General features: G+C 73.9%; 18 protein-coding genes and 1 pseudogene. 9 read left to right on the forward strand and 10 right to left on the reverse strand.

Features of this window, described 5'->3' with window-relative positions:
* A partial coding sequence (locus ACSNN7_RS24580; RefSeq protein WP_436683302.1) for a hypothetical protein occupies nt 1-621 on the forward strand: 621 nt, incomplete at its 5' end.
* A gap of 60 nt (nt 622-681) precedes the next feature.
* Here ACSNN7_RS24580 and ACSNN7_RS24585 read toward each other — a convergent pair.
* The 7 genes from ACSNN7_RS24585 to ACSNN7_RS24615 all read right to left on the reverse strand — a co-directional run bounded on the left by ACSNN7_RS24585 (nt 682) and on the right by ACSNN7_RS24615 (nt 7,771).
* On the reverse strand, nt 682-1,548 hold the full coding sequence (locus ACSNN7_RS24585; protein ID WP_436683303.1) for an HAD-IIA family hydrolase: 867 nt from the start codon (nt 1,546-1,548) through the stop codon (nt 682-684).
* Nucleotides 1,497-2,528, reverse strand: a complete 1,032-nt coding sequence (locus tag ACSNN7_RS24590) for a ferrochelatase (RefSeq protein ID WP_436683304.1) — start codon at nt 2,526-2,528, stop codon at nt 1,497-1,499. The genes ACSNN7_RS24585 and ACSNN7_RS24590 overlap by 52 nt, the downstream gene beginning before the upstream one ends.
* Nucleotides 2,529-2,598: 70 nt before the next feature.
* On the reverse strand, nt 2,599-3,366 hold the full coding sequence (gene fabI / locus ACSNN7_RS24595; protein WP_334457144.1) for an enoyl-ACP reductase FabI: 768 nt from the start codon (nt 3,364-3,366) through the stop codon (nt 2,599-2,601).
* A gap of 23 nt (nt 3,367-3,389) precedes the next feature.
* Nucleotides 3,390-4,094 carry a 3-oxoacyl-ACP reductase FabG gene (gene fabG / locus ACSNN7_RS24600; RefSeq protein WP_436683305.1) on the reverse strand — a complete coding sequence of 235 codons (705 nt, stop codon included), beginning with the start codon at nt 4,092-4,094 and terminating at the stop codon, nt 3,390-3,392.
* A 640-nt stretch (nt 4,095-4,734) separates the two neighbouring features.
* Nucleotides 4,735-5,685: a VWA domain-containing protein gene (locus tag ACSNN7_RS24605; protein ID WP_436683306.1), complete on the reverse strand. Its 951-nt coding sequence runs from the start codon at nt 5,683-5,685 to the stop codon at nt 4,735-4,737.
* A complete protein-coding gene (locus tag ACSNN7_RS24610; RefSeq protein WP_436683307.1) occupies nt 5,682-6,686 on the reverse strand; it encodes a DUF58 domain-containing protein in 1,005 nt (334 codons plus the stop codon). The genes ACSNN7_RS24605 and ACSNN7_RS24610 overlap by 4 nt, the downstream gene beginning before the upstream one ends.
* Nucleotides 6,665-7,771: an AAA family ATPase gene (locus tag ACSNN7_RS24615; protein ID WP_436683308.1), complete on the reverse strand. Its 1,107-nt coding sequence runs from the start codon at nt 7,769-7,771 to the stop codon at nt 6,665-6,667. Before ACSNN7_RS24615 ends, ACSNN7_RS24610 begins: the two co-directional genes overlap by 22 nt.
* Before the next feature lie 239 nt (nt 7,772-8,010).
* Here ACSNN7_RS24615 and ACSNN7_RS24620 point away from each other — a divergent pair, with 239 nt between their 5' ends.
* The 3 genes from ACSNN7_RS24620 to ACSNN7_RS24630 all read left to right on the forward strand — a co-directional run bounded on the left by ACSNN7_RS24620 (nt 8,011) and on the right by ACSNN7_RS24630 (nt 10,545).
* On the forward strand, nt 8,011-8,241 hold the full coding sequence (locus tag ACSNN7_RS24620) for a hypothetical protein (RefSeq protein WP_334457134.1): 231 nt from the start codon (nt 8,011-8,013) through the stop codon (nt 8,239-8,241).
* Nucleotides 8,242-8,263: 22 nt separating this feature from the next.
* Nucleotides 8,264-8,782, forward strand: a complete 519-nt coding sequence (locus ACSNN7_RS24625; RefSeq protein WP_436683309.1) for a PH domain-containing protein — start codon at nt 8,264-8,266, stop codon at nt 8,780-8,782.
* 344 nt (nt 8,783-9,126) lie between these two features.
* Entirely contained in the window at nt 9,127-10,545 is a 1,419-nt protein-coding gene (locus ACSNN7_RS24630; RefSeq protein ID WP_436683316.1) for a PH domain-containing protein, read from the forward strand.
* Nucleotides 10,546-10,549: 4 nt separating this feature from the next.
* On the opposite strand, the gene ACSNN7_RS24635 is transcribed toward ACSNN7_RS24630, so the two are convergent.
* Nucleotides 10,550-11,629: a phosphatase PAP2 family protein gene (locus ACSNN7_RS24635; RefSeq protein ID WP_436683310.1), complete on the reverse strand. Its 1,080-nt coding sequence runs from the start codon at nt 11,627-11,629 to the stop codon at nt 10,550-10,552.
* Nucleotides 11,630-11,799: 170 nt separating this feature from the next.
* Between ACSNN7_RS24635 and ACSNN7_RS24640 the strand changes: the two genes are divergently transcribed.
* Nucleotides 11,800-12,204, forward strand: a complete 405-nt coding sequence (locus ACSNN7_RS24640) for a thioesterase family protein (protein ID WP_334457126.1) — start codon at nt 11,800-11,802, stop codon at nt 12,202-12,204.
* The gene (locus ACSNN7_RS24645) at nt 12,201-13,031 is read left to right on the forward strand and encodes an MBL fold metallo-hydrolase (protein ID WP_436683311.1); all 831 of its coding nucleotides are present in this window, start codon (nt 12,201-12,203) and stop codon (nt 13,029-13,031) included. Before ACSNN7_RS24640 ends, ACSNN7_RS24645 begins: the two co-directional genes overlap by 4 nt.
* Before the next feature lie 115 nt (nt 13,032-13,146).
* Here ACSNN7_RS24645 and ACSNN7_RS24650 read toward each other — a convergent pair whose 3' ends face one another.
* Nucleotides 13,147-14,079 (reverse strand): PfkB family carbohydrate kinase, encoded by a 933-nt coding sequence (locus ACSNN7_RS24650; protein WP_436683312.1) that lies wholly within the window; start codon nt 14,077-14,079, stop codon nt 13,147-13,149.
* A gap of 338 nt (nt 14,080-14,417) precedes the next feature.
* Between ACSNN7_RS24650 and ACSNN7_RS24655 the strand changes: the two genes are divergently transcribed.
* Entirely contained in the window at nt 14,418-15,515 is a 1,098-nt protein-coding gene (locus ACSNN7_RS24655; RefSeq protein WP_436683313.1) for a lytic polysaccharide monooxygenase auxiliary activity family 9 protein, read from the forward strand.
* Between the two features lie 110 nt (nt 15,516-15,625).
* Here ACSNN7_RS24655 and asnB read toward each other — a convergent pair whose 3' ends face one another.
* The gene (gene asnB, locus ACSNN7_RS24660) at nt 15,626-17,587 is read right to left on the reverse strand and encodes an asparagine synthase (glutamine-hydrolyzing) (protein ID WP_436683314.1); all 1,962 of its coding nucleotides are present in this window, start codon (nt 17,585-17,587) and stop codon (nt 15,626-15,628) included.
* Nucleotides 17,588-17,693: 106 nt separating this feature from the next.
* Here asnB and ACSNN7_RS24665 point away from each other — a divergent pair, with 106 nt between their 5' ends.
* Nucleotides 17,694-19,175, forward strand: a complete 1,482-nt coding sequence (locus tag ACSNN7_RS24665) for an aminopeptidase P family protein (protein ID WP_436683315.1) — start codon at nt 17,694-17,696, stop codon at nt 19,173-19,175.
* Nucleotides 19,176-19,554: 379 nt separating this feature from the next.
* Nucleotides 19,555-20,384, forward strand: a pseudogene (locus ACSNN7_RS24670) (hypothetical protein); the annotation flags it as partial.

The following is a 20,384-nucleotide window of genomic DNA, read 5'->3' on the forward strand; positions in this document are numbered from 1 at the left end:
CCGCTCCGGGACGCGCTGCCCAGCCTGGCCAAGCTCTCGCCCGACGAGATCCGGTTGGTGCTGCCCGCCCCCGGCGACCCGCGCGGCCTGCCCGGCCCCGGCGACTTCGCCGGCGCGGCACTGCTCGCCGGCGAGGCGGTGGTGGCCGGCTCGCTGGGCCTGATCCCCGAGGTACGCACGCACACGTCCGGGTCGGGCATGACCTGGGAGACGGTGCTCTGGCGGGTGTATCCGCTGCCGCCCGACGCGCCGAAGGCGTCGCTGTCGGCGCCCGGTGCGGCGGAGGCCGAGGCGGAGCTGGCCGCCGCGCTGGCCGAGACGACCGCCGCGCTGACCCGGCTGGACGTGGCCCAGTGGCGGCCGGAGCTCGCCGGTGCCCTCGCGGCGCTGCGCCGGCCGGACGGCGCCACCGACCTGCCACCCGGCTTCGACCCGCGCGCCCGTCGGCTCTTCGCCCGGGCGGCCGTGCTGGACCGGGTGCTCGCCCTGGCCGGGCACAGCGCCCCGGGCGGGGCGATCAACAACTACGAGGCCCAGCAGCGCGACGCGGCCCTGCGTCCGCTCACCACCGCCTGCCGGCAGGCGCTGGTCGCCGCCTGCAACGCTCCGCTGCGCCCCTGAGGGCGTACCCGGGCCGGCCGGCACGGGCGGCGGACGCCCGGCCGGCCCGCGACGCCGGGGTCAGATCTCGTCGATGAGGTCGAGGATCGAGTCGACGATCCGCGACGGCCGGTACGGGTAACGCTCCGCCTCGACCCGGGTGCTGATGCCGGTGAGCACCAGGATGGTCTCCAGCCCGGCCTCCAGGCCGCAGAGGATGTCGGTGTCCATCCGGTCGCCGATCATCGCGGTGGTCTCCGAGTGCGCGTTGATCGTGTTCAGCGCCGAGCGCATCATCATCGGGTTGGGCTTGCCGACGAAGTACGGCTCCACCCCGGTCGCCTTGGAGATCATCGCGGCGACCGAGCCGGCGGCCGGCAGCGCGCCCTCCACCGACGGGCCGGTGACGTCCGGGTTGGTGCAGATGAACCGCGCCCCGTCGTTGATCAGCCGGACCGCCTTGGTGATCGCCTCGAAGCTGTAGGTGCGGGTCTCCCCCAGCACCACGTAGTCCGGCGCGAAGTCGGTCAGCACGTAGCCGACCGCGTGCAGCGCCGTGGTCAGCCCGGCCTCCCCGATCACGTACGCGGTGCCGCCCGGCCGCTGGTCGGCGAGGAACTGGGCGGTGGCCAGTGCCGCCGTCCAGATCGCGTGCTCGGGCACCTCGAAGCCCATCCGGGTGAGCCGGGCCTGGAGGTCGCGCGGGGTGTATATCGAGTTGTTGGTCAGCACCAGGAAGGGCTTGCCCGACGAGCGCAGCCGGTTGATGAACTCCGGCGCGCCCGGCACCGGCTGGCCCTCGTGCACCAGCACGCCGTCCATGTCGGTCAGCCAGCTCTCCACCGGCTTGCGGTCCTGCATCGTCTCTTCCCAGGGGGTGTCGGGTTCGGTGGGTCTCACCGACGGCGGGCGGCCGGCACGCAGCACGGCGTGGGACAGGTGTCCCACATCGGCAGCTCGCCGAGGCGGCGGCGCAGTCGCTCCCCGTCGGGCGTGGTGCGCTCGGTCACCAGTTCGCGGACCATCGCCACGAAGCGCGGGTCGGTGCCCGGGGTGCCCGCCCGGACGAAGTCCAGGCCGAGCTGTTTCGCCGTCTCCAGCGCCTCGGTGTCGAGGTCCCAGACCACCTCCAGGTGGTCGGAGACGAAGCCGATCGGGCTGACCACCACGCTGGTCACCCCGGATTCGGCGAGCGCGGTCAGGTGGTCGTTGATGTCCGGTTCCAGCCACGGCACCTGCGGCGGGCCGGACCGGCTCTGCCACACCAGGTCGTACGGCAGGTCGGGCGCGGCGGCGGCGTGCACCAGCCGGGCGACCTCCGCCAGCTGGGCGGTGTACCGGCCGCCGGTGGGTCCGGCGGTGGCCGCCGCCGAGGTGGGGATGGAGTGCGCGGTGAAGACCACCCGGGTGGTGGCCCGCCGGGCCGGGTCGAGCTGCGCCAGGGCGGCCCGCACCGCGTCGGCGTGCGGCTCGACGAAGCCGGGGTGGTCCCAGAACTGGCGCAGCTTCTCGATCACCGGGGCGTCCGCGCCGACCGCGGCCCGGGCCGCGGCGATGTCCTCCTGGTACTGCCGGCAGGAGGAGTAGCCGCCGTAGGCGCTGGTCACGAAGGCCAGCGCCCGCTGCACCCCGTCGTCGCGCATCTGTGCCACGGTGTCGGCGAGCATCGGGTCCCAGTTGCGGTTGCCCCAGTAGACCGGCAGGTCGACGCCGTTGGCGGCGAAGTCCTCCCGGATCGCGGCGAGCAGCTCGCGGCACTGCTGGTTGATCGGGGAGACCCCGCCGAAGTGCAGGTAGTGCTCGGCGACCTCCGCCAGCCGCTCGGGCGGGACGCCCCGGCCCCGGGTCACGTTCTGCAGGAAGGGCAGCACGTCCTCGGGCCGCTCCGGGCCGCCGAAGGAGACCAGCACCAACGCGTCGTACGCCATGGTCCCATTCTCCCCCGACGGCCGTGACGGCCCGGCGGCCACCCCGCCGGCAGCGGGTGGCAACGGTGGCTCAGGCCCCGATCGCGTGGTAGCCGCCGTCCACGTGGACGATCTCGCCGGTGGTGGCCGGGAACCAGTCCGACAGCAGCGCCAGGCAGGCCCGGGCGGCCGGCTCCTGGTCGGTGAGACTCCAGCCGAGCGGAGCGCGCTCGGTCCAGGCGTCCTCGAACTGGTCGAAGCCGGGGATGGACTTGGCGGCGATGGTGCGCAGCGGGCCGGCGGCGACCAGGTTGCTGCGGATGCCCTGCTTGCCCAGGTGCAGGGCGAGGTAGCGGGAGGCGGACTCCAGGCCGGCCTTGGCCACGCCCATCCAGTCGTAGACCGGCCACGCCTTGGTGGCGTCGAAGGTGAGCCCGACCACCGCGCCGCCGGCGGACATCAGCGGCAGCGCCGCCATGGCCAGCGACTTGTACGAGTACGTGGAGACCTGCAGGGCGGTGGCCACGTCCTCCCACGGGGCGTCGAGGAAGCCGCCGCCGAGGCAGCTCTGCGGGGCGAACCCGATCGAGTGCACCACCCCGTCCAGGCCGTCGACGTGCTCGCGTACCCGGTCGGCCAGGCCGGCCAGGTGCTCCGGGTTCGTCACGTCCAGCTCGATCACCGGGGCCGGCTCGGGCAGCCGCTTGGCGATCCGCTCGACCAGGGAGAGCCGGCCGTAGCCGGTGAGCACGACCTGCGCGCCGTTCTCCTGGGCGAGCTTCGCCACCGAGAAGGCGATCGAGGCGTCGGTGATGACGCCGGTGACCAGCAGCCGCTTACCGGCGAGCAGTCCGGACATTGCAGTTTCCTCCATCGTCGTGCTCAGTGGCCCATGCCGAGGCCGCCGTCGACCGGGATGACGGCGCCGGAGATGTAGCCGGCCGCGTCCGAGGCCAGCCAGGTGACCACGCCGGCGACCTCGTCCGGCTCGGCGAACCGGCCGGCCGGGATGGCCTTGCGGTACTCGGCGCGGCGCTCGTCGGGCAGCTTGGCGGTCATGTCGGTGTCGATGAAGCCGGGGGCGACCACGTTGGCGGTGATGTTGCGGCTGCCCAGCTCGCGGGTGATCGAACGGGCCACGCCCACCAGGCCGGCCTTGCTGGCGGCGTAGTTGACCTGGCCGACGCCGCCGTAGAGGCCGACCACCGAGGAGATGAAGATCATCCGGCCCCACTTGGCCCGGAGCATCTTCGTCGAGGCCCGCTTGGCGCAGCGGAAGGTGCCGGTCAGGTTGGTGTCCAGCACGCCGGTGAACTGCTCCTCGGACATCCGCATCAGCAGCGTGTCGTCGGTGATGCCGGCGTTGGCCACCAGCACCTCGACCGGACCCAGCTCGGCCTCGACGGCGGTGAAGGCCGCGTCCACCGAGGCCGCGTCGGTGACGTCGCACCGCACGCCGAAGAACCCCTCGGGGGCGTCGCCGCTGCGGTGGGTCACCGCCACCCGGTCGCCCTGCTTGGCGAACGCCTGCGCGATGGCCAGGCCGATCCCCCGGTTGCCGCCGGTCACCAGCACGGTACGGGCCACGGGTCCTCCCTCTGCTCAGCTGATCTCTGCGTCGGTCGGAGCCTAGGCGTTACCGACAGGTAAGCGCTAACCACCGCGGGGCCGGGGACCCCGCGCGGCGCCGCCTCGTCGGCTCTTCGGCCGGGTGGGTCCGGACGCTCGGCCGGGTGCGCGCCGGCGGTGTCCCCGTTGTACGATGATCGGCGTTTGCGGGTCGGCGTCCGGCCCGCGTTCCGGGCCCCGCCGACCGCAGGAGGTGATCGCTGTGCGAGATAGCGATCCTCCCAGTCGTGGCCGGGCCCTCCGTCAGCCCCGCTGAGCCACGACTCAGTCGGTGAGCTGACCCAGCTCCCGCTCCCCGCACCGCCCGTCCCGGCCGATCCCGGGGTGGCCGGCCCGCGTCGTCCCGCCCTCGGGACGGCCCCCGGTGGAGCCGCCCGGTCACGACTTCGTGTGCGCGTCCTGCTCAACCCCTGCGGTCCGCCCCCGCACGCGCGGACCGTCCAGCCGCCACCCGGAGCCGTCCATGAGCCGTTACGTCGCCCCGCTGGGCTTCACCCTCGCCGCCGTCTGGGTGGCCGTCGTCTTCGTCCTGGCCGGCGGCGGTCACTGACCACCGCCGGCCGTCCGGCCCGTCCGCACCGTCGCGGCCCGGAGCGCGTCAGAGCATCCGGGACGACCAGAGCAGGCTCAGCCCGCCGGCGCAGAGCGCCAGCAGCAGGGCCACGCCCGCGTACCACTGGGTGATCTCGCGCGGCTCGGTGCGGAACCCGATCGAGCTGCCCATGTCCTGGTAGACCTGCTTCAGCTCGGAGACCGAGGCCGCCTCGTAGAAGTAGCCCTCGGTGGTCTCGGCGAGCTGCGCCAGCGCCAGCCGGTCCACCGGCACCCGCTGCGGCTGGCCGTTGATGTCGACCTGCCCGGAGTCGGTGCCGAAGGCGATGGTGGAGACCGGCACGTTCGCCGCCTGCGCCGCCGCGGCGGCCTCCTCCACCGACCGGCCCGAGGTGCGGAAGCCGTCGGAGAGCAGCACGATCCGCGCCGGCGGGATGCCCGCCGCGCCGTCGGCCGGGACCGAACGGATCGCCTCCAGGCAGGTGAAGACCGCCTCGCCGGTGGCGGTCGCCTCGGCCAGGGTCAGCCCGTCGATCGCCGCCGTCACCGCCTCCCGGTCCTTGGTCGGGGCGACCAGCACGTTCGCCGACTTTGCGAAGGAGACCAGCCCCAGGTTGTAGCTCTCCGGCAGTTCCCCGACGAACTGCTTCGCCGCCTCCTGCGCGGCCTCCAGCCGGTTCGGCGCCACGTCGTCGGCCTGCATGGACAGCGACACGTCGATGGCGAGCATGACGGTGGCCCGTTCCAGGGGCTCCTTGGTGTCCATCGCCGGGCGGGCCATCCCCGTGGCCAGCGCCACCAGGGCGAGCAGGAACGCGGTGGCGGCGGCATGCCGCCGCCAGCCCAGGCCCTTGGGCGCCAGGGTCCGCAGCAGGTCCACGTTGGTGAACCGCATCGCGTACGCCCGCCGGTGGCGCTGCCGCCACACGTAGAGCGCGGCGAGGCCGAGCACCGGCAGCAGGGCCAGCAGCCACCACGGTTGCAGAAAACGGATCATCGCGTCGTCCCCCGGGTGCGGGCGTGCCGCTGCGCGGCCACGAATCGCACCATGTCCAGCAGCCAGTCTCGGTCGGTACGCAGGCGCAGGTGCCCGGCGCCGGCGGCGCGCAGCTCGGTGGCGATCGCCTCGCGCTGGGCGGCCGCCGCCTCGGCGTACCGCCGGCGCAGCCGCGGATCGGCGGTCTGCACCTCGTGCAGCTCCCCGGTCTCCGGGTCGACCACCGGCAGCACCCCCACGTCGGGCAGCTCCAACTCGCGCGGGTCGACCACCTCGATCGCCAGCACGTCGTGCCGGACCCGCAGCTTACGCAGCGGCCGGCCCCACTGCTGCGGCGGCGCGAGGAAGTCCGAGACCACCACCGCCAGGCCCCGCCGGCGCGGCGGGCGGTTGAGCAGGTCGACCAGCGCGCCCAGGTCGCTGCGCCCGGGCCGGACCGGGGTGTACGCGACCGCCCGCAGCAACGCCTGCGCCTCCCGGCGACCGGAACGGGCCGGCACCCGGGTCAGCACGCCCGGGCCGGTGGGCGGCGGCGGGGCGCTGCGCCAGCGACCGGCGGGTGCCACGGGCTCCGCGCCGGTGCCGATCACCGCGCCGATCCGGTTGCCGCCGCGCACGGTCAGGTGGGTCAGCGCCGCCGTCGCGGCGACCACCACGTCCCGCTTGAGCCAGCGTCCGGTGCCGAAGTCGAGGCTCGCCGACAGGTCCACCGCCAGCCAGGTCTCCAGCTCCCGGTCGGCCACCGTCCGCCGTACGTGCGGCGTGGTGGTCCGGGCGGTGACCGGCCAGTCCATCCGGCGCACGTCGTCGCCGGGCCGGTACTCCCGCGACTCCCCCGCCTCGCTGCCCGGCCCGGGCAGCAGTCCGGCGTAGTCGCCCTGGAGCAGGCCGTCGAGCTTGCGGGTGACCAGCAACTGCAACCGGGACAGCACCGCCTCGGTCCGCTCGCCGCCGGCGTCGGCCGGGCGCACGGGTGAGGTCACGGCCGCTGCCCGGGCCAACCGGCGCCGGGCGGGGCGCTCACCGGCGCGGGAGTCGCCTGCTGGCGGGGCGCCACCGACGGCAGCGGGATCGTCGACATCACCCGGTGCACCACGTGGTCGGCGGGCACGTCGTCGGCGAGCGCGTCGTAGCTGAGCACCAGCCGGTGCCGCAGGATGTCCGGCGCGATGTCCTGCACGTCCTGGGGCAGCGCGTAGTCGCGGCCCCGCAGCAGGGCCAGCGCCCGGGTGGCCCGGACCAGGCCGAGCGAGGCGCGCGGGCTGGCCCCGTACTGGATGAGCCGGGCGACGTCCGGCATGCCGTGCTCGGCCGGGGTACGGGTGGCCAGCACCAGCCGGACCGCGTAGTCGACCAGCGCGTTGTGCACGAAGACCTGGTCGGCCTTCTGCTGCAACGCGATCAGGTCGTCGCTGGTGAAGATCTGCGCCGGCTCCGGCGGCGCGACGCCCATCCGGTAGACGATCTCGCGTTCCTCGGCGTCGGTCGGGTAGCCCACCACGATCTTCATCAGGAACCGGTCCCGCTGCGCCTCCGGCAGCGGGTAGACGCCCTCCTGCTCGATCGGGTTCTGGGTGGCCATCACCAGGAACGGGTTCGGCACCCGGTGGGTCTCGCCGCCGATCGAGACCTGCCGCTCGCTCATCACCTCGAGCAGCGCGGACTGCACCTTCGCCGGCGCCCGGTTGATCTCGTCGGCGAGCAGGAAGTTGACGAAGACCGGGCCCAGCTCCACGTCGAACTTCTCGCTGGACTGCCGGTAGATCCGGGTGCCCATGATGTCGGCGGGGACCAGGTCCGGGGTGAACTGCACCCGGGCGAAGTCACCACCGACCACCTTGGCCAGGGTCTCCACCGCCAGCGTCTTGGCGACCCCGGGTACGCCCTCGAGCAGGCAGTGACCCCGGGCGAGGAGCGCGACGAACATCCGCTCCACCATCCGGTCCTGGCCGACGATGACCCGTTTGATCTCGAACAGCGCCCGTTCCAGCAGGGTGGCGTCCTGCGCCGGCGTGCTCACCGGCGCAGGCGTCTCGGGGGCCGCCCCGTTCGGGGTCGGGGCGTCGGGCGTGGTCGGCTGGGCCACCGGTCCTCCACAGCATGATCGGTCGTCGCGGCGTGGTGCGGTATCAAGACTCGCATGCCGGGCTGAGAGCCGACGGAGGGAGAAGCCGATTTCCGCCGCGGCGTCCCGTTCGCCGAATCGCTGAACGAGGGTGGACACACCGGGGTCCAGCGCGTGTACGATTCACCCCGTCGCCGGGCGGCTCCCCCCGTGGTCGCCCGGCGCTCAAACTTCCGGCACCCCGCCCTAGACTGGCCCGGGTGACCGATCCCAGCACCGCCGACGAGGCCCCGATCTGCTCGGCCCGCGGCTGCCGCGCCCCCGCCGAGTGGGCGCTGCGCTGGAACAATCCCCGCCTGCACGACGCCGAACGGCGCAAGACCTGGCTGGCCTGCCCGCAGCACCGGACGTCACTCGGCGACTTCCTCGACGCGCGCGGCTTTCTGCGCGAGGTCGCCGCGCTGCCGGGATCGCATACGCTCGAACGGTGAGCGCGCAGAGCGGACCTTTCCGGTGAACAGCACCGAGCCATCCCAGCCGCCGGTGAGCGCGCTGGAACCGTGGCCGGACACCGTCCGGTGGCAGCCGATCTCCGGTGACCTGATCAAGGTGGAGCTGCTCCGGCTCGCGATGGGGCTGACCGTCGTGCTGGCCGCGCTGGGCCTCGGCTGGGCGCTCAGCGGTCACTGGGCCTTCGGCGCCGGGTTCGCGGTGGTGCTGCTGCTCGGCGCCTGGCGGGCGGCGGCGATCGTCCGGGCCGTGCACGCCTGGGGCTACGCCGAGCGCGAGAACGACCTGCTGGTCCGGCACGGGCTGCTGGTGCGCCGGCTCTCCATCGTCCCGTATTCGCGGATGCAGTTCGTCGACGTCAGCGCCGGGCCGCTGGAACGGGCCTTCCGCCTGGCCACCGTGCAGCTGCACACCGCCGCCGCGGCCAGCGACGCCCGGGTGCCCGGCCTGCGGCCGGAGGAGGCGTCCCGGCTGCGCGACCGGCTCACCGCGCTGGGCGAAGACCGCGCGGAGGGGCTGTGAACGACGGGCCGCGCGGCTCGGAGCCAGCCCGGCCCGACGCCGCTCCCGCGCCGGGCCCGGCCGAGCCGTCCACCCCGGCCGCCCCACCCGGCCGGGTCTCCGGCCCACCCGACCCCGGCCCGGTCTCCGGTCCTCCCGGCCCCGGCCCGGTCTCCGGTCCTCCCGGATACGGCGCCGTCTCCGGCCCGCCCGGACACGGCCCGGTCTCCGGCCCACCGGCGCACCACCCGACCTCCGGTCCGCCGCTCCACGGCCCCGCGTACGGCCCACCGCTTCACGGCCCTGCGTACGGCCCACCGGGACACGGTCCGACACCCGGCCACGGCCCCACCACGGGTGAACCGCTGCCCGGGCGGTCACCCGGCCCGCTCGGAGACGGGCCGCCGCCCGGGGACCACGTCCCCGGGCCCGCCTACGCTCCCACGCCGGGCGCACCCGCTCCCGGGCCCGGCCCGGCCGGGGAGGAGCCGCGGCAGCGGCTGCACCCCCTGAGCCCGGTGCTGCACGGCGCGAAGTCCCTGGTCGTGGTGATCGCGGGTCTGTCCTGGTCGACCCTGTCACGGGTGGGCTTCGGCGTGTTCGCCGCGCTGGTGGCGGCGCTGGCGCTGGGCGCGACCGTGCTGGCGGTGGTCAGCTGGTGGAACACGGGCTACCACATCGTCGGGCGGGAGCTGCGGGTCCACGAGGGGCTGCTCTGGCGGCGTACCCGGGCCATCCCGTTGGAGCGGTTGCAGGCGGTGGAGGTGGTCCGGCCGCTGCTCGCCCAGCTCACCGGCCTGGCCGAGCTGCGGCTGGAGGTGGTCGGTGGCGGCAAGACCGAGGCGCCGCTGGCGTACCTCGGGGTCGCCGACGCGGAGGCGCTGCGGCAGCGGCTGCTCGCCGTGGCGGGCCGGGCGCCGGGCCGCGAGGTCGCCCCGGCCGCCGAGCACCCCGGGGCGGCGCCGGAGCCGGCGGGCCGGCCGCTGCACGCGGTACGCAACACCGACCTGCTGGTCAGCCAGCTGCTGACCCCGCAGGCGTTCCTGCTCCCGTTCGGCCTGGTCTTCGTGGTGGCGCAGTTCCTCTCCGCGGGCTCGTGGTCGTTCATCGCGGTGGCCAGCACGCTGACCGCGATGGCCGGCGTGATCCTGCAACCCGTCCGCCGGGTGCTCGACGACTGGAGCTTCCGGCTCGACCGGGAGGACGACCGGCTGCGCGTGCGCAACGGCCTGCTGGAGACCCGGGTGCAGACCGTGCCGCTGGACCGGGTGCAGACGATCGGGGTGACCTGGCCGCTGCTCTGGCGGCTCAAGGGCTGGCTGCGGCTGCGGCTGGAGGTGGCCGGCTACTCCGGCGGCGAGCCGGACGACCGGAACCGGCCGGACCGGCTGCTGCCCGTCGGCGACCTGCGCATCGCCGAGGAGATCGTCGCCGAAGTGCTGCCCGGGGTGCGGCTGACCGGCCTGCCGTTGGCGCCCCCGCCGGCCCGGGCCCGCTGGCTGCGGCCGCTGAGCGTCCGGGTGCTCGGCGCCGGGCTGGGCGAGCGGGTCTTCGCCGTCCGCTCCGGGCTGCTCACCCGGCAGCTGGCGATCGTGCCGTACGCCCGGATCCAGAGCGTGCGGGTGGTGCAGGGGCCGGCGCAGCGGCGGCTGGGGCTGGCGACGGTGCACGCCGACACCGCGGGCGGATCCGGCGCCGCGGCGCACGACCGCGACCTGGGCGAGGCGTGGGCGCTCGCCGCGGAGCTGACCGCCCGGGCGCACGCCGCGCGACGCGCCCGCTGACGGTTCAGCGAGCGGCCGGCTGCTCCGCCGGCTCCCCGGCCGGCTCACCGGCGCCCGGCCCGGCGGCGGCCGGGACGGCGGACACCGGCGGGGCGGCGGGCCCGGCGACGGCGACGTCGGCCGGGACCGGCCGGCGCGCCTGGCGGGCCGCCCACCAGCGCTCGGCGAGCCCGACCACCAGGAAGGCCATCCCCACGTACGCCCAGCCGACCAGCACGTCGATCACGTAGTGCTCGCCGCAGTAGACCAGGGTGAAGGTCATCGCCAGCGGGTACGCCAGCAGCAGCGGCCACCACCGCTTGCGGGTTGCCCGGAGGAAGAACAGCACGACGAACAGGGCGAACGCGGTGTGCAGCGAGGGCATCGCGGCGACCGGGTTGCTGGCGATCTGCCCGGCGTTGAGCAGGTTGCCGGCGCCGTGCATGCCGAACGCCTTCCAGCCCCGGGTGGAGATCCGCGCCACCTCTGTGAGCAGGCCGTTCTGCGCCGCCCACCAGGGCGGGGCGGCCGGGTAGAGGAAGTAGGTGACCAGGCCGGAGGCGCAGAGGAATGCCCAGCGCCGCATGAACGCCGCCCACCGGCCCCGGTCGCGCAGCCAGAGCACCGCGGCGGCGGCCAGCGCCACCACGAAGTGGGAGAAGTAGACCCAGCTTGCCAGCACGTCCCACCACTGCACGTCGGGCCGGTACAGGTGCTCCTGGAGCCAGACCGTGGGTACCTCGCCGCCGGTGGCCCAGCCGAACATCACCCGGTCGGCGACGATCAGCTCGTAGGCGTGCGGGGTCGCGCCGTTGTCGGCGAACCCCCGGGAGAGGTTGTACGCGGCCAGCAGCAGCACCACCGGCACCCAGTCGCGGGCGAAGCGCAGGTGACTGCGCCACGGGCGGGACGAGTTCCACGCGATCGTCCCCGCCCAGATCCAGAGAAACGCGTACGCCGGATCGGTCGGCAGGCCGATGGCGAGCCAGGCGACGACGAAGGCGACGCTCCAGATCGCCATCGCGATCACGCGGCGACGCCCGCCGTCGGCGGACGCGGTCGGTCCGGTGGGGGCGGGGGGCTGGGGGTCAGTCACGACGGCCATCGCGGTCAAGGTTAACGGCGGCTGACGCGCCCCCCGACGCCGACCACCGGGCGGCGACCGCCCCCGCCCCCGCCCGGTCACCGCCGGCCGCCGGCCGGTCTCCCGACGGCGGGTGGTCCGGTTCACCGGCGGCGTCGCCCAGGCAGCCGCCGAACACCTACGCTGAGCGCATGCAGGAGCAGCCGGACACCCCCTTCCCGACCGGGCTGACCGCCCGGGTGGAGCTGACCGTCACCGACGCGGACACCGCGCAGGCGGTGGGCTCCGGCGACGTGCCGGTGCTCGGCACGCCCCGGTTGCTCGCGCTCGCCGAGGCCGCCACCGTCGCGGCCACCGCCACCCACCTGCCGGCCGGGTCGACGACCGTGGGCAGCCGGGTCGAGCTGGAACACCGGGCGGCGACGCCGGTCGGGCGGACGGTGGTGGCGCACGCCCGGCTGGCCGAGGTCGCCGGGCGGCGGCTGGTGTTCGAGGTCACGGTCACCGACGGCGCCGAGACGGTGGCCGAGGGCCGGGTGGAGCGGGCGCTGGTGGACCGCCAGCGCTTCGTGGCGCGCGCGGCGCGGGTGTCGTGACCGTGCGGTTCGTGGAGGTCGCCGACCGGGTCCACGTGCTGCGCGAGCCGGTGCTCGACGTCAACGTCACCCTGGTCGTCGGGGACGGCGAGGCGTTGCTGGTGGACAGCCTCTCCACCGCCGGGCAGGCCGCCGAGCTGGCCGCGGCGGCCCGCGCGGTCACCGGTCACCCGTGGACCCTGGTCAACACCCACCACCACTACGACCACTGCTTCGGCAACGCCACCCTCGCCGCCGACCCGCCCCGCCCGGTGTACGCGCACGAGCGGGCCGCCGCCGCGCTGCGCGAGCGGCCGGACGCGCTGCGCCGGGAGGCGTACGAGGAGTTGCGCGACGAGCGGCCGGAGTTCGCCGCCGAGGTGGCCGGCACGGAGCTGCTGGCCCCGACGCACACCGTGCTCACCGAGGCCGTGCTCGACGTCGGGGGCCGGCGGGTGGTGCTGCGGCATCCGGGGCACGGGCACACCGACGCCGACCTGGTGGTGCACGTGCCCGACGCCGACGTGCTGGTCGCCGGGGACCTGGTGGAGCAGAGCGGCCCGCCCGCCTTCGAGGACTCGTACCCCCTGCAGTGGCCGGACGCGGTGGCCGAGCTGCTGCGGCTCACCACGCCCACGACGGTGGTCGTGCCCGGGCACGGCGACCCGGTCGACGCCGAGTTCGTCCGGGCCCAGCACCGTCAGCTGGTGGACCTGGCCTGGCTGATCCGCGCGGCCCACACCGGCAGCGCCCCGCCCGAGCGGGTCGCCGCCGAGGCGCCCTTCGGCGCCCGTCCCGGCCTGATCGCGGCCCGCCGCGGCTACGCCGAACTCGACGGCACCCTCTGACGTACGCCCGGCCCGCGCCGGGTGCGGCCGGACCGCGCCGCGCCGCCGCCGGGCGGCGGTTGCCGCTCGCTCCCGCCGAGCCGGCCTCACCTGGCGGCGGGGTGTCGGGTCCGGGTCAGTCGACGAAGCGGCGGAGCACCTCGGCGCGGGTGGGCATGGACACCGCCCCGCCGGGCGACTCGCAGACCAGTCCGGCGACCCGCAGCGCGAACGCCACCCGCTCGTGCCACTCGGTCGGCTCGGTCGGCTCCCCGGCGACGAGCAGGTCGGCGACGAGCGCCGCCATCACCGAGTCGCCCGCGCCGGTGGCGTCGACCGCGCGGACCTTCGGCGCGGGCACGCGTACCGGGTCGGCACCGGCGGCCACGATCGCGCCGGCCGCGCCGAGGGTGACCACGACGGTGCCCGCGCCCAGCTCACGCAGGTACGCGGCGACCCCCTCGGCCGGCTCGTGCGGGTAGAGCAGCCCGGCGTCGGCCTCGCTCAGCTTGACCAGGTGCGCCCCGGCGGCGAACTCCGCCACCACCGCCCGCAGCCCGTCCAGCGTCGACGACCCGTCCAGCAGCCGGGGCCGCACGTTGGGGTCGAACACCCGCAGGCCGGTGGCGAGCGACCAGGCCCGCCGCGCGGCGGCGAGCACCGGCGGGCAGAGCAGCACGATCGACCCGCAGTAGAGCACGTCGGCGCCCTCGACCAGGGCCACGTCCAGGTCGTCGGCGGTGAGCAGGCCGTACGAGGGCGGCTCGCCGTAGAAGCGGAAGTCGGGCTCGGCCCCGGCGTGGGTGGTGACCGCGAGGGTGGTGGGCACCCCGACGGTGACCGCGCCGGCCAGCCCGACGCCGGCGTCGGCGAGGAAGGCGCGGATCCGCCCGGCCAGCACGTCGTCGCCGAAGGACCCGACGAACTCGGCCGCGCCGCCGAGCCGGGACACCCCGACGGCGACGTTGAGCGGCCCGCCGCCGATCTCCTGACGGAAGACCGGCCGGCCCTCGCACTCGGCGTCGAGCAGGTCGACCAACGCCTCACCGAGCACCACCGCGTATCCCACGTCGCCTCCCACGCGTCCGTCGCTTCGTACCCAGGCTGGCACAGTGCCCGCCCCGGCGCGGCGGAAGCCCCGTCTCCACGCATCGAGCAACGGCTATTGCGACAGGTCGCCGGGGTGTGGTGGGATGACGCGTGCCGGGCCGGTGCGGGGGCTGCCGCACCACCGGCGACGAGCTGGAGCCGACGCGAGGGCACCGGTCCGCGGGACGCGGACCGTGGGCGGTGCGCGGCCATCCGGCCCTCCTACTCCCGGGCCGCCGGCCGTGGCGCCGCGATCGTCGCATCCGCTCGCCACAGCGGGGCCGGCCGTCGTGCCGCCCCGCGGATCAGGAGAACCTCGTGATCCGTTCCCGTACGGCCGCCCTGCTCACCGCGGCCGCCACCCTCGCCCTGGGCGCCGTCGCCCTGACCTCCGCCGGAGACCCGGCCGCCGCGCACGGCGCCGCGATGACCCCGGGCAGCCGGACCTACCTGTGCTGGAAGGACGGGCTCAGCCCGACCGGCGAGATCAGGCCGGTCAACCCGGCCTGCTCGGCGGCGGTCGCGCAGAGCGGCGCCAACTCCCTCTACAACTGGTTCAGCGTGCTCCGCTCCGACGCCGGCGGCCGGACCGTCGGCTTCATCCCCGACGGCAAGCTGTGCAGCGGCGGCAACCCCGGCTTCGCCGGGTACGACCTGGCCCGCACCGACTGGCCGGTGACCCATCTGACCGCCGGGGCCCGGCTGGACTTCCGCTACAGCAACTGGGCCCACCACCCGGGCACGTTCTACTTCTACGTCACGAAGGACAGCTGGAGCCCGACCCGGCCGCTGGCCTGGAGCGACCTGGAGGAGCAGCCCTTCCTGACGGTGACGAACCCGCCGCAGCGCGGCGCGGTCGGCACCAACGACGGGCACTACTACTTCAGCGGCAACCTGCCCTCCGGCAAGAGCGGGCGGCACATCGTCTACTCCCGCTGGGTCCGCTCGGACAGCCAGGAGAACTTCTTCGGCTGCTCGGACGTGACCTTCGACGGCGGCAACGGCGAGGTGACCGGGGTCGGTTCCGGCGGTGGCACCCCGCCGCCGGGCCCGACGACTCCCCCGCCGTCGCCCACCACGCCGCCGCCGAGCCCGACCACGCCGCCGCCGGGCGGCGACTGCATGGCGGTGTACAAGGTGGTCAACTCCTGGCCGGGCGGCTTCCAGGGCGAGGTCATGATCATGAATCACAGCACCCGGACGTACGGCGGCTGGGTGGCCGCCTGGACCTGGCCCAGCGGTCAGTCGATCACCAGTCTGTGGAACGGCACGGTGAACACCACCGGATCGGCGGTGACGGTCGGCAACGCGGCCTGGAACGGCACGATCGCCCCGGAGGGCACCACCACGTTCGGCTTCACCGCCACCACCACCGGCACCAACACCCTGCCCACCCTCACCTGCTCCGGCCGCTGACCCCTCCCCCTCCCGAGGGACCGCTGAAACGATCAAGAGGTTTGCGTCGGCCGGAGGCTTCTCCGGTGACGCAAACCTCTTGATCGACGGCGGTGGGCGCGCCGGGGCCGTCAGCGGACCATGGAGCCGACCACGGGCTTGGTGAGCAGGGCGGACTGGTTGCGCTGGATGCCCGGGTCCAGGGTCTTGGCCACGAAGATGGCGTGCCAGATGCAGAAGATCAGCACGGTCCACACCTTGCGGGAGTGGTCGGCCTCCTCCCGCTTGTGCTCGTCCAGCAGCCGCATCGCGTACGACAGGTCGATCAGGTCGCCCGCGCCGGAGGTGGCCAGCACGTGCCGGGCCCACTCGTACATCTCGCCGCGCAGCCAGACCCGGGTCGGGGTCGGGAAGCCCAGCTTCTTCCGGTTGACGATGGCCGGCGGCACCACGCCCTGCAACGCCTGGCGCATGGCGTACTTGGTGGCGTCGGAGCGCGGCGGGAGCTTCAGGTCGACCGGGATGCCGGCGGCCACGTCGAAGACCGCCCGGTCGAGGAAGGGCACCCGCACCTCCAGCGAGTGGGCCATCGAGATCCGGTCGGCCTTGACCAGGATGTCCCCGCGCAGCCAGGTGTAGAGGTCGACGTACTGCATCTTGGTGACGTCGTCGAGCTCGGTGCACTCGGCGTAGATCGGCGCGGTCACGTCGGTGTAGCGGACCGAGGGGTCGTAGCGGCGCAGCAGATGCTGCTTCTCCTCCTCGGTGAACATCCGGGCGTTGCCGTAGTAGCGCTGCTCGATCGGGGTGGTGCCGCGCTCCAGGAAGCTCTTGCCCTTGACCCCCTGCGGGATCGCCTTGGAGACCGCGCGCAGGCCCTTCTGCACCCCGTCCGGCAGGCCGTTCACCGCGCCGAGCGAGAGCGGCTCCCGGTAGATGGTGTACCCGCCGAAGAACTCGTCGGCGCCCTCGCCGGAGAGGACCACCGTGACGTGCTCGGCGGCCTTCTTGGCGACGAAGTAGAGCGGCACCAGCGCGGGGTCGGCCACCGGGTCGTCCAGGTGCCAGACGATCTTCGGCAGGGCATCGATCATGTCCTGCGGCCCGATCTTGGTCGGGATGGTAGTCACGTCGAGGTGCCGGGCCGACTCCTGGGCCACGTCGATCTCGGAGTACCCGGGCACGTCGTACCCGACGGTGAAGGTGAGGATGTTCGGGTTGAACTCCCGGGCCAGGGCCACCACCGCGGTCGAGTCGATGCCGCTGGACAGGAACGACCCGACCGGCACGTCCGAACGCATGTGCATCCGGACGCTCTCCCGCAGCGTCTCCCGGATCTCGTGGTAGAGCCGCTGCTCGTCGGTGACCGGGGCGGGCCGGAACACCGGGCGGTACCACCGCCGCACGTCGATGCGCCCGCCCGGAGTCCAGGTCAGGTACTCCCCCGAACCGATCCGGCGGATCCCCTTGTGCAGGGTGCCGGGCTCCGGGACGTACTGCAGGGTCAGGTAGTGGCTCAGGTTGGCCGTGTCGATGCCGGCGTCGCCCTCGTAGCTCGAGCGCGCGAAGGGCAGCAGCGCCTTCTTCTCCGAGGCGAGGTAGAGCCCGTCGGCGGTCTCCAGGTAGTGCAGCGGCTTGATGCCGAAGTAGTCGCGGGCGCCGAAGGCCCGCCGCTCCTGCCGGTCCCAGATGACGAAGGCGAACATGCCCCGCAGCCGGGTGAGCACCTGCTCGCCCCAGTAGTGGTAACCGGCGACGATCACCTCACCGTCACCGGCGGTGGCGAACTGGGCGCCGAAGTTGCGCACCAGCTCGTCGCGCAGCTCGATGTAGTTGTAGATCTCGCCGTTGAAGGTGAGCAGGTAGCGGCCGTCGGCGTACGGCAGCGGTTCGTGGCTGGAGGCCACATCGATGATCGCCAGGCGCTTGTGCGCGAACACCCCGTCCGCGTACCGGCCGGAGGCGTCCCCGACCACCTCGACCCCGGTCTCGTCCGGGCCGCGGTGGTGCAGGCATTCCAACGCCCCGGCGATGTTGTCGCGGTGAGCGGCGGCGTCGCCGCGCGCACTGAAGAAGGCCAGGAGTCCGCACATGGTGGTCATCTTTCCACGCGCCCGAAGCGGCCGTCGCGGCACCGCAGGCTCTCCGGTCCGGGGCCGGACGGGTACCGTCGGGACCAGCAACGAGAAGGGAGCGAGCATGACCGAGGACCGGACGAGCGGAAAGCCGGCGGACGGCACCGAATCGCACGACCCGGACTTCCCGCAGGCGTTCCTGGACTTCATGCGCCAGGGCTGGCGGGACAGCACGCTGCCGGTCGGCCCGCGCCCCGAGGTGCCCAACCACGCCAAGCGCCGGGCCGCGCTCTCCGCGGCCTTCCCGGGCGAGACGCTGGTCATCCCGACCGGCACCGAGAAGGTACGCGCCAACGACACCGACCACCCGTTCCGGCCGGGCAGCGACTTCGTGTACCTGACCGGCGACCACGACCCGGACAGCGTCCTCGTGCTGCGCCCGAACGGCTCCGGGCACGACGCCACGCTGTACATGCGGCCCCGCTCCTCCCGCCAGACCGACGAGTTCTTCCGCAGCCGCCACGGTGAGCTGTGGGTGGGCCGGCGGCACACCCTGGCGGAGAAGTCGACCGAGCTGGGCCTGCCGACCGAGGACCTGACCGAGCTGGACGCGGCGCTGGCCGGGCTGGCGCCGGGGCGTACCCGGGTGCTGCGCGGTTTCGACGCCCGGGTGGACGCGGCCGTGCGGCCCTGGGACGGCCCCCGCGCCGACGGCCAGCCGGCCCGCGACCGGGAGCTGGCGATCGCGATCTCCGAGCTGAAGCTGGTCAAGGACGAGTGGGAGATCGCCCAGCTCCAGGAGGCCGTGGACGCGACGGTACGCGGCTTCGAGGACGTGGCCCGGGCGCTGCCGGCCGACCGTGGGGTCTCCGAGCGGCTGCTGGAGGGGATCTTCGCGCTGCGCGCCCGGCACGACGGCAACGACGTCGGCTACGGCTCGATCGTCGGCGCCGGTGAGCACGCGACGATCCTGCACTGGGTGCACAACCACGGCGCCACCCGCCCGGGCGAGCTGCTGCTGATGGACATGGGTGTGGAGAACCGCAACCTCTACACCGCCGACGTCACCCGGGTGCTGCCGGTCGACGGCCGGTTCACCCCGTTGCAGCGGCAGGTCTACGACGCCGTGTACGCCGCCCAGCAGGCCGGCATCGACGTCATCAAGCCCGGGGTCGCCTTCCGGGACGTGCACCTGACCGCGATGCGGGTCCTCGCCGAGGCCCTCAAGGACCTCGGTCTGCTGCCGGTCAGCGTGGACGAGGCGATGGACCCGGCCTCGACGATCTACCGCCGGTGGACGCTGCACGGCACCAGCCACATGCTCGGCATCGACGTGCACGACTGCGCCAACGCCCGCAAGGAGCACTACCGCGACGGCGCGCTCGGCGAGGGCTACGTGCTGACCGTCGAGCCGGGGCTGTACTTCCAGCCGGAGGACGAACTGGTCCCCGAGGAGCTGCGCGGCATCGGGGTGCGGATCGAGGACGACATCCTGGTCACCGCGACCGGCTCGGTGAACCTCTCGGCCGGCCTGCCCCGCCGCTCCGACGAGGTGGAGACCTGGCTGGCCGAGCAGCGCGAGGCGGGGCCCCGCCTGCCCGGCTGACCCGGTACGACTCCCGGCGGGCCCCGCCGTCGGTGTCCGCGACGTTTCCGTCGTCGCGGCACCGATGGCGGGGCCCGCCGCTGTTTGCGCTGGTCACGACCTTCTTCACGTCCTGCTACCTGCTGCGCCCGCCCGGCCGACCTGAGCGGAATGCGGGGTTTTTTCGGATACGTCCGCCTCGCGAGGATCATTCTCATACGGTGTGGACAACAGGCTGCAACCGGTTTGTAGCTGCTCGTGCCGCTCGGGCGGTACGAGTCCGTCTGGTAGCAGGAAAGGGCGGAAGGCTCTGATGTCCAACGACGTAACGACTCCCGACGGCGGCGGCCCCACGGCCGCGCTGTCGAATAGGCGGCGCAAATTGTGGGTCGCCACCGGCGTGGCCGGCCTGACCGGCGTCGTCGGTCTGGCGGCACTGGGCGGTCTGGCTGCCCGTGACGACAAGGCCGACGACCCGCAGCGGGCCGGCGACTCGCAGGCGGCACAGAAGCAGAACGTCAGCGATGCCGGCCCGGCCGCGGGCCAGGAATCCGGCAAGCGCGGCAAGGATGACAACCGCGACCGTGACTTCGGCGGGCGGGGTGAGGACCGGGACAGGGACCGGGACCGTGATCGGGATGAGCACGGGCGGGTGTGGGAGGTGCCGTGTGATGACGAGAAGCTGATCGAGGCTGTCGATCTGGCGAACCGTGATGACGGTGGCACGTTGAAGTTGGCTCCGCACTGCACCTACGAGCTGGACGGCTACGACCGTAAGTCCGGCACGGGCCTGCCGACGATCCGGCAGGAGATCACGATCAAGGGTAAGGACTCCACGATCAAGCGGGACTCCGAGCAGACGTTCCGGCTGTTCCGGGTCGCCGACGGCGGTGACCTGACCCTGAAGGACGTGACCCTCAAGGGCGGCAACGCCTCCGAGTTCAAGTACGACAACGACAAGAACAACGGCAAGGACAAGGACGACAAGGACCACAACGGCAACGGCAACGGCGGGCCGGGTCAGCCGGGGGCGGGTCAGCCGCGTGCGGGCGGGGTGCACCGTTCGGTGATCATCGCCCCGTTCGGGAAGTCGGCCCGCGACGGCTCGAAGGGCGGCGACTCGAAGGGCCGTGAGGATTCGGAGGGTCGCGACTCGCAGCGCAAGGACGGTGACGCCGATGGTGGCGCGTTGCTGGTCGAGCGGGGCGGTAGCGCCCACCTGAAGAAGGT

This window comes from Micromonospora sp. URMC 105 (genome assembly GCF_051386295.1).
Taxonomy (GTDB): Bacteria; Actinomycetota; Actinomycetes; order Mycobacteriales; family Micromonosporaceae; genus Micromonospora.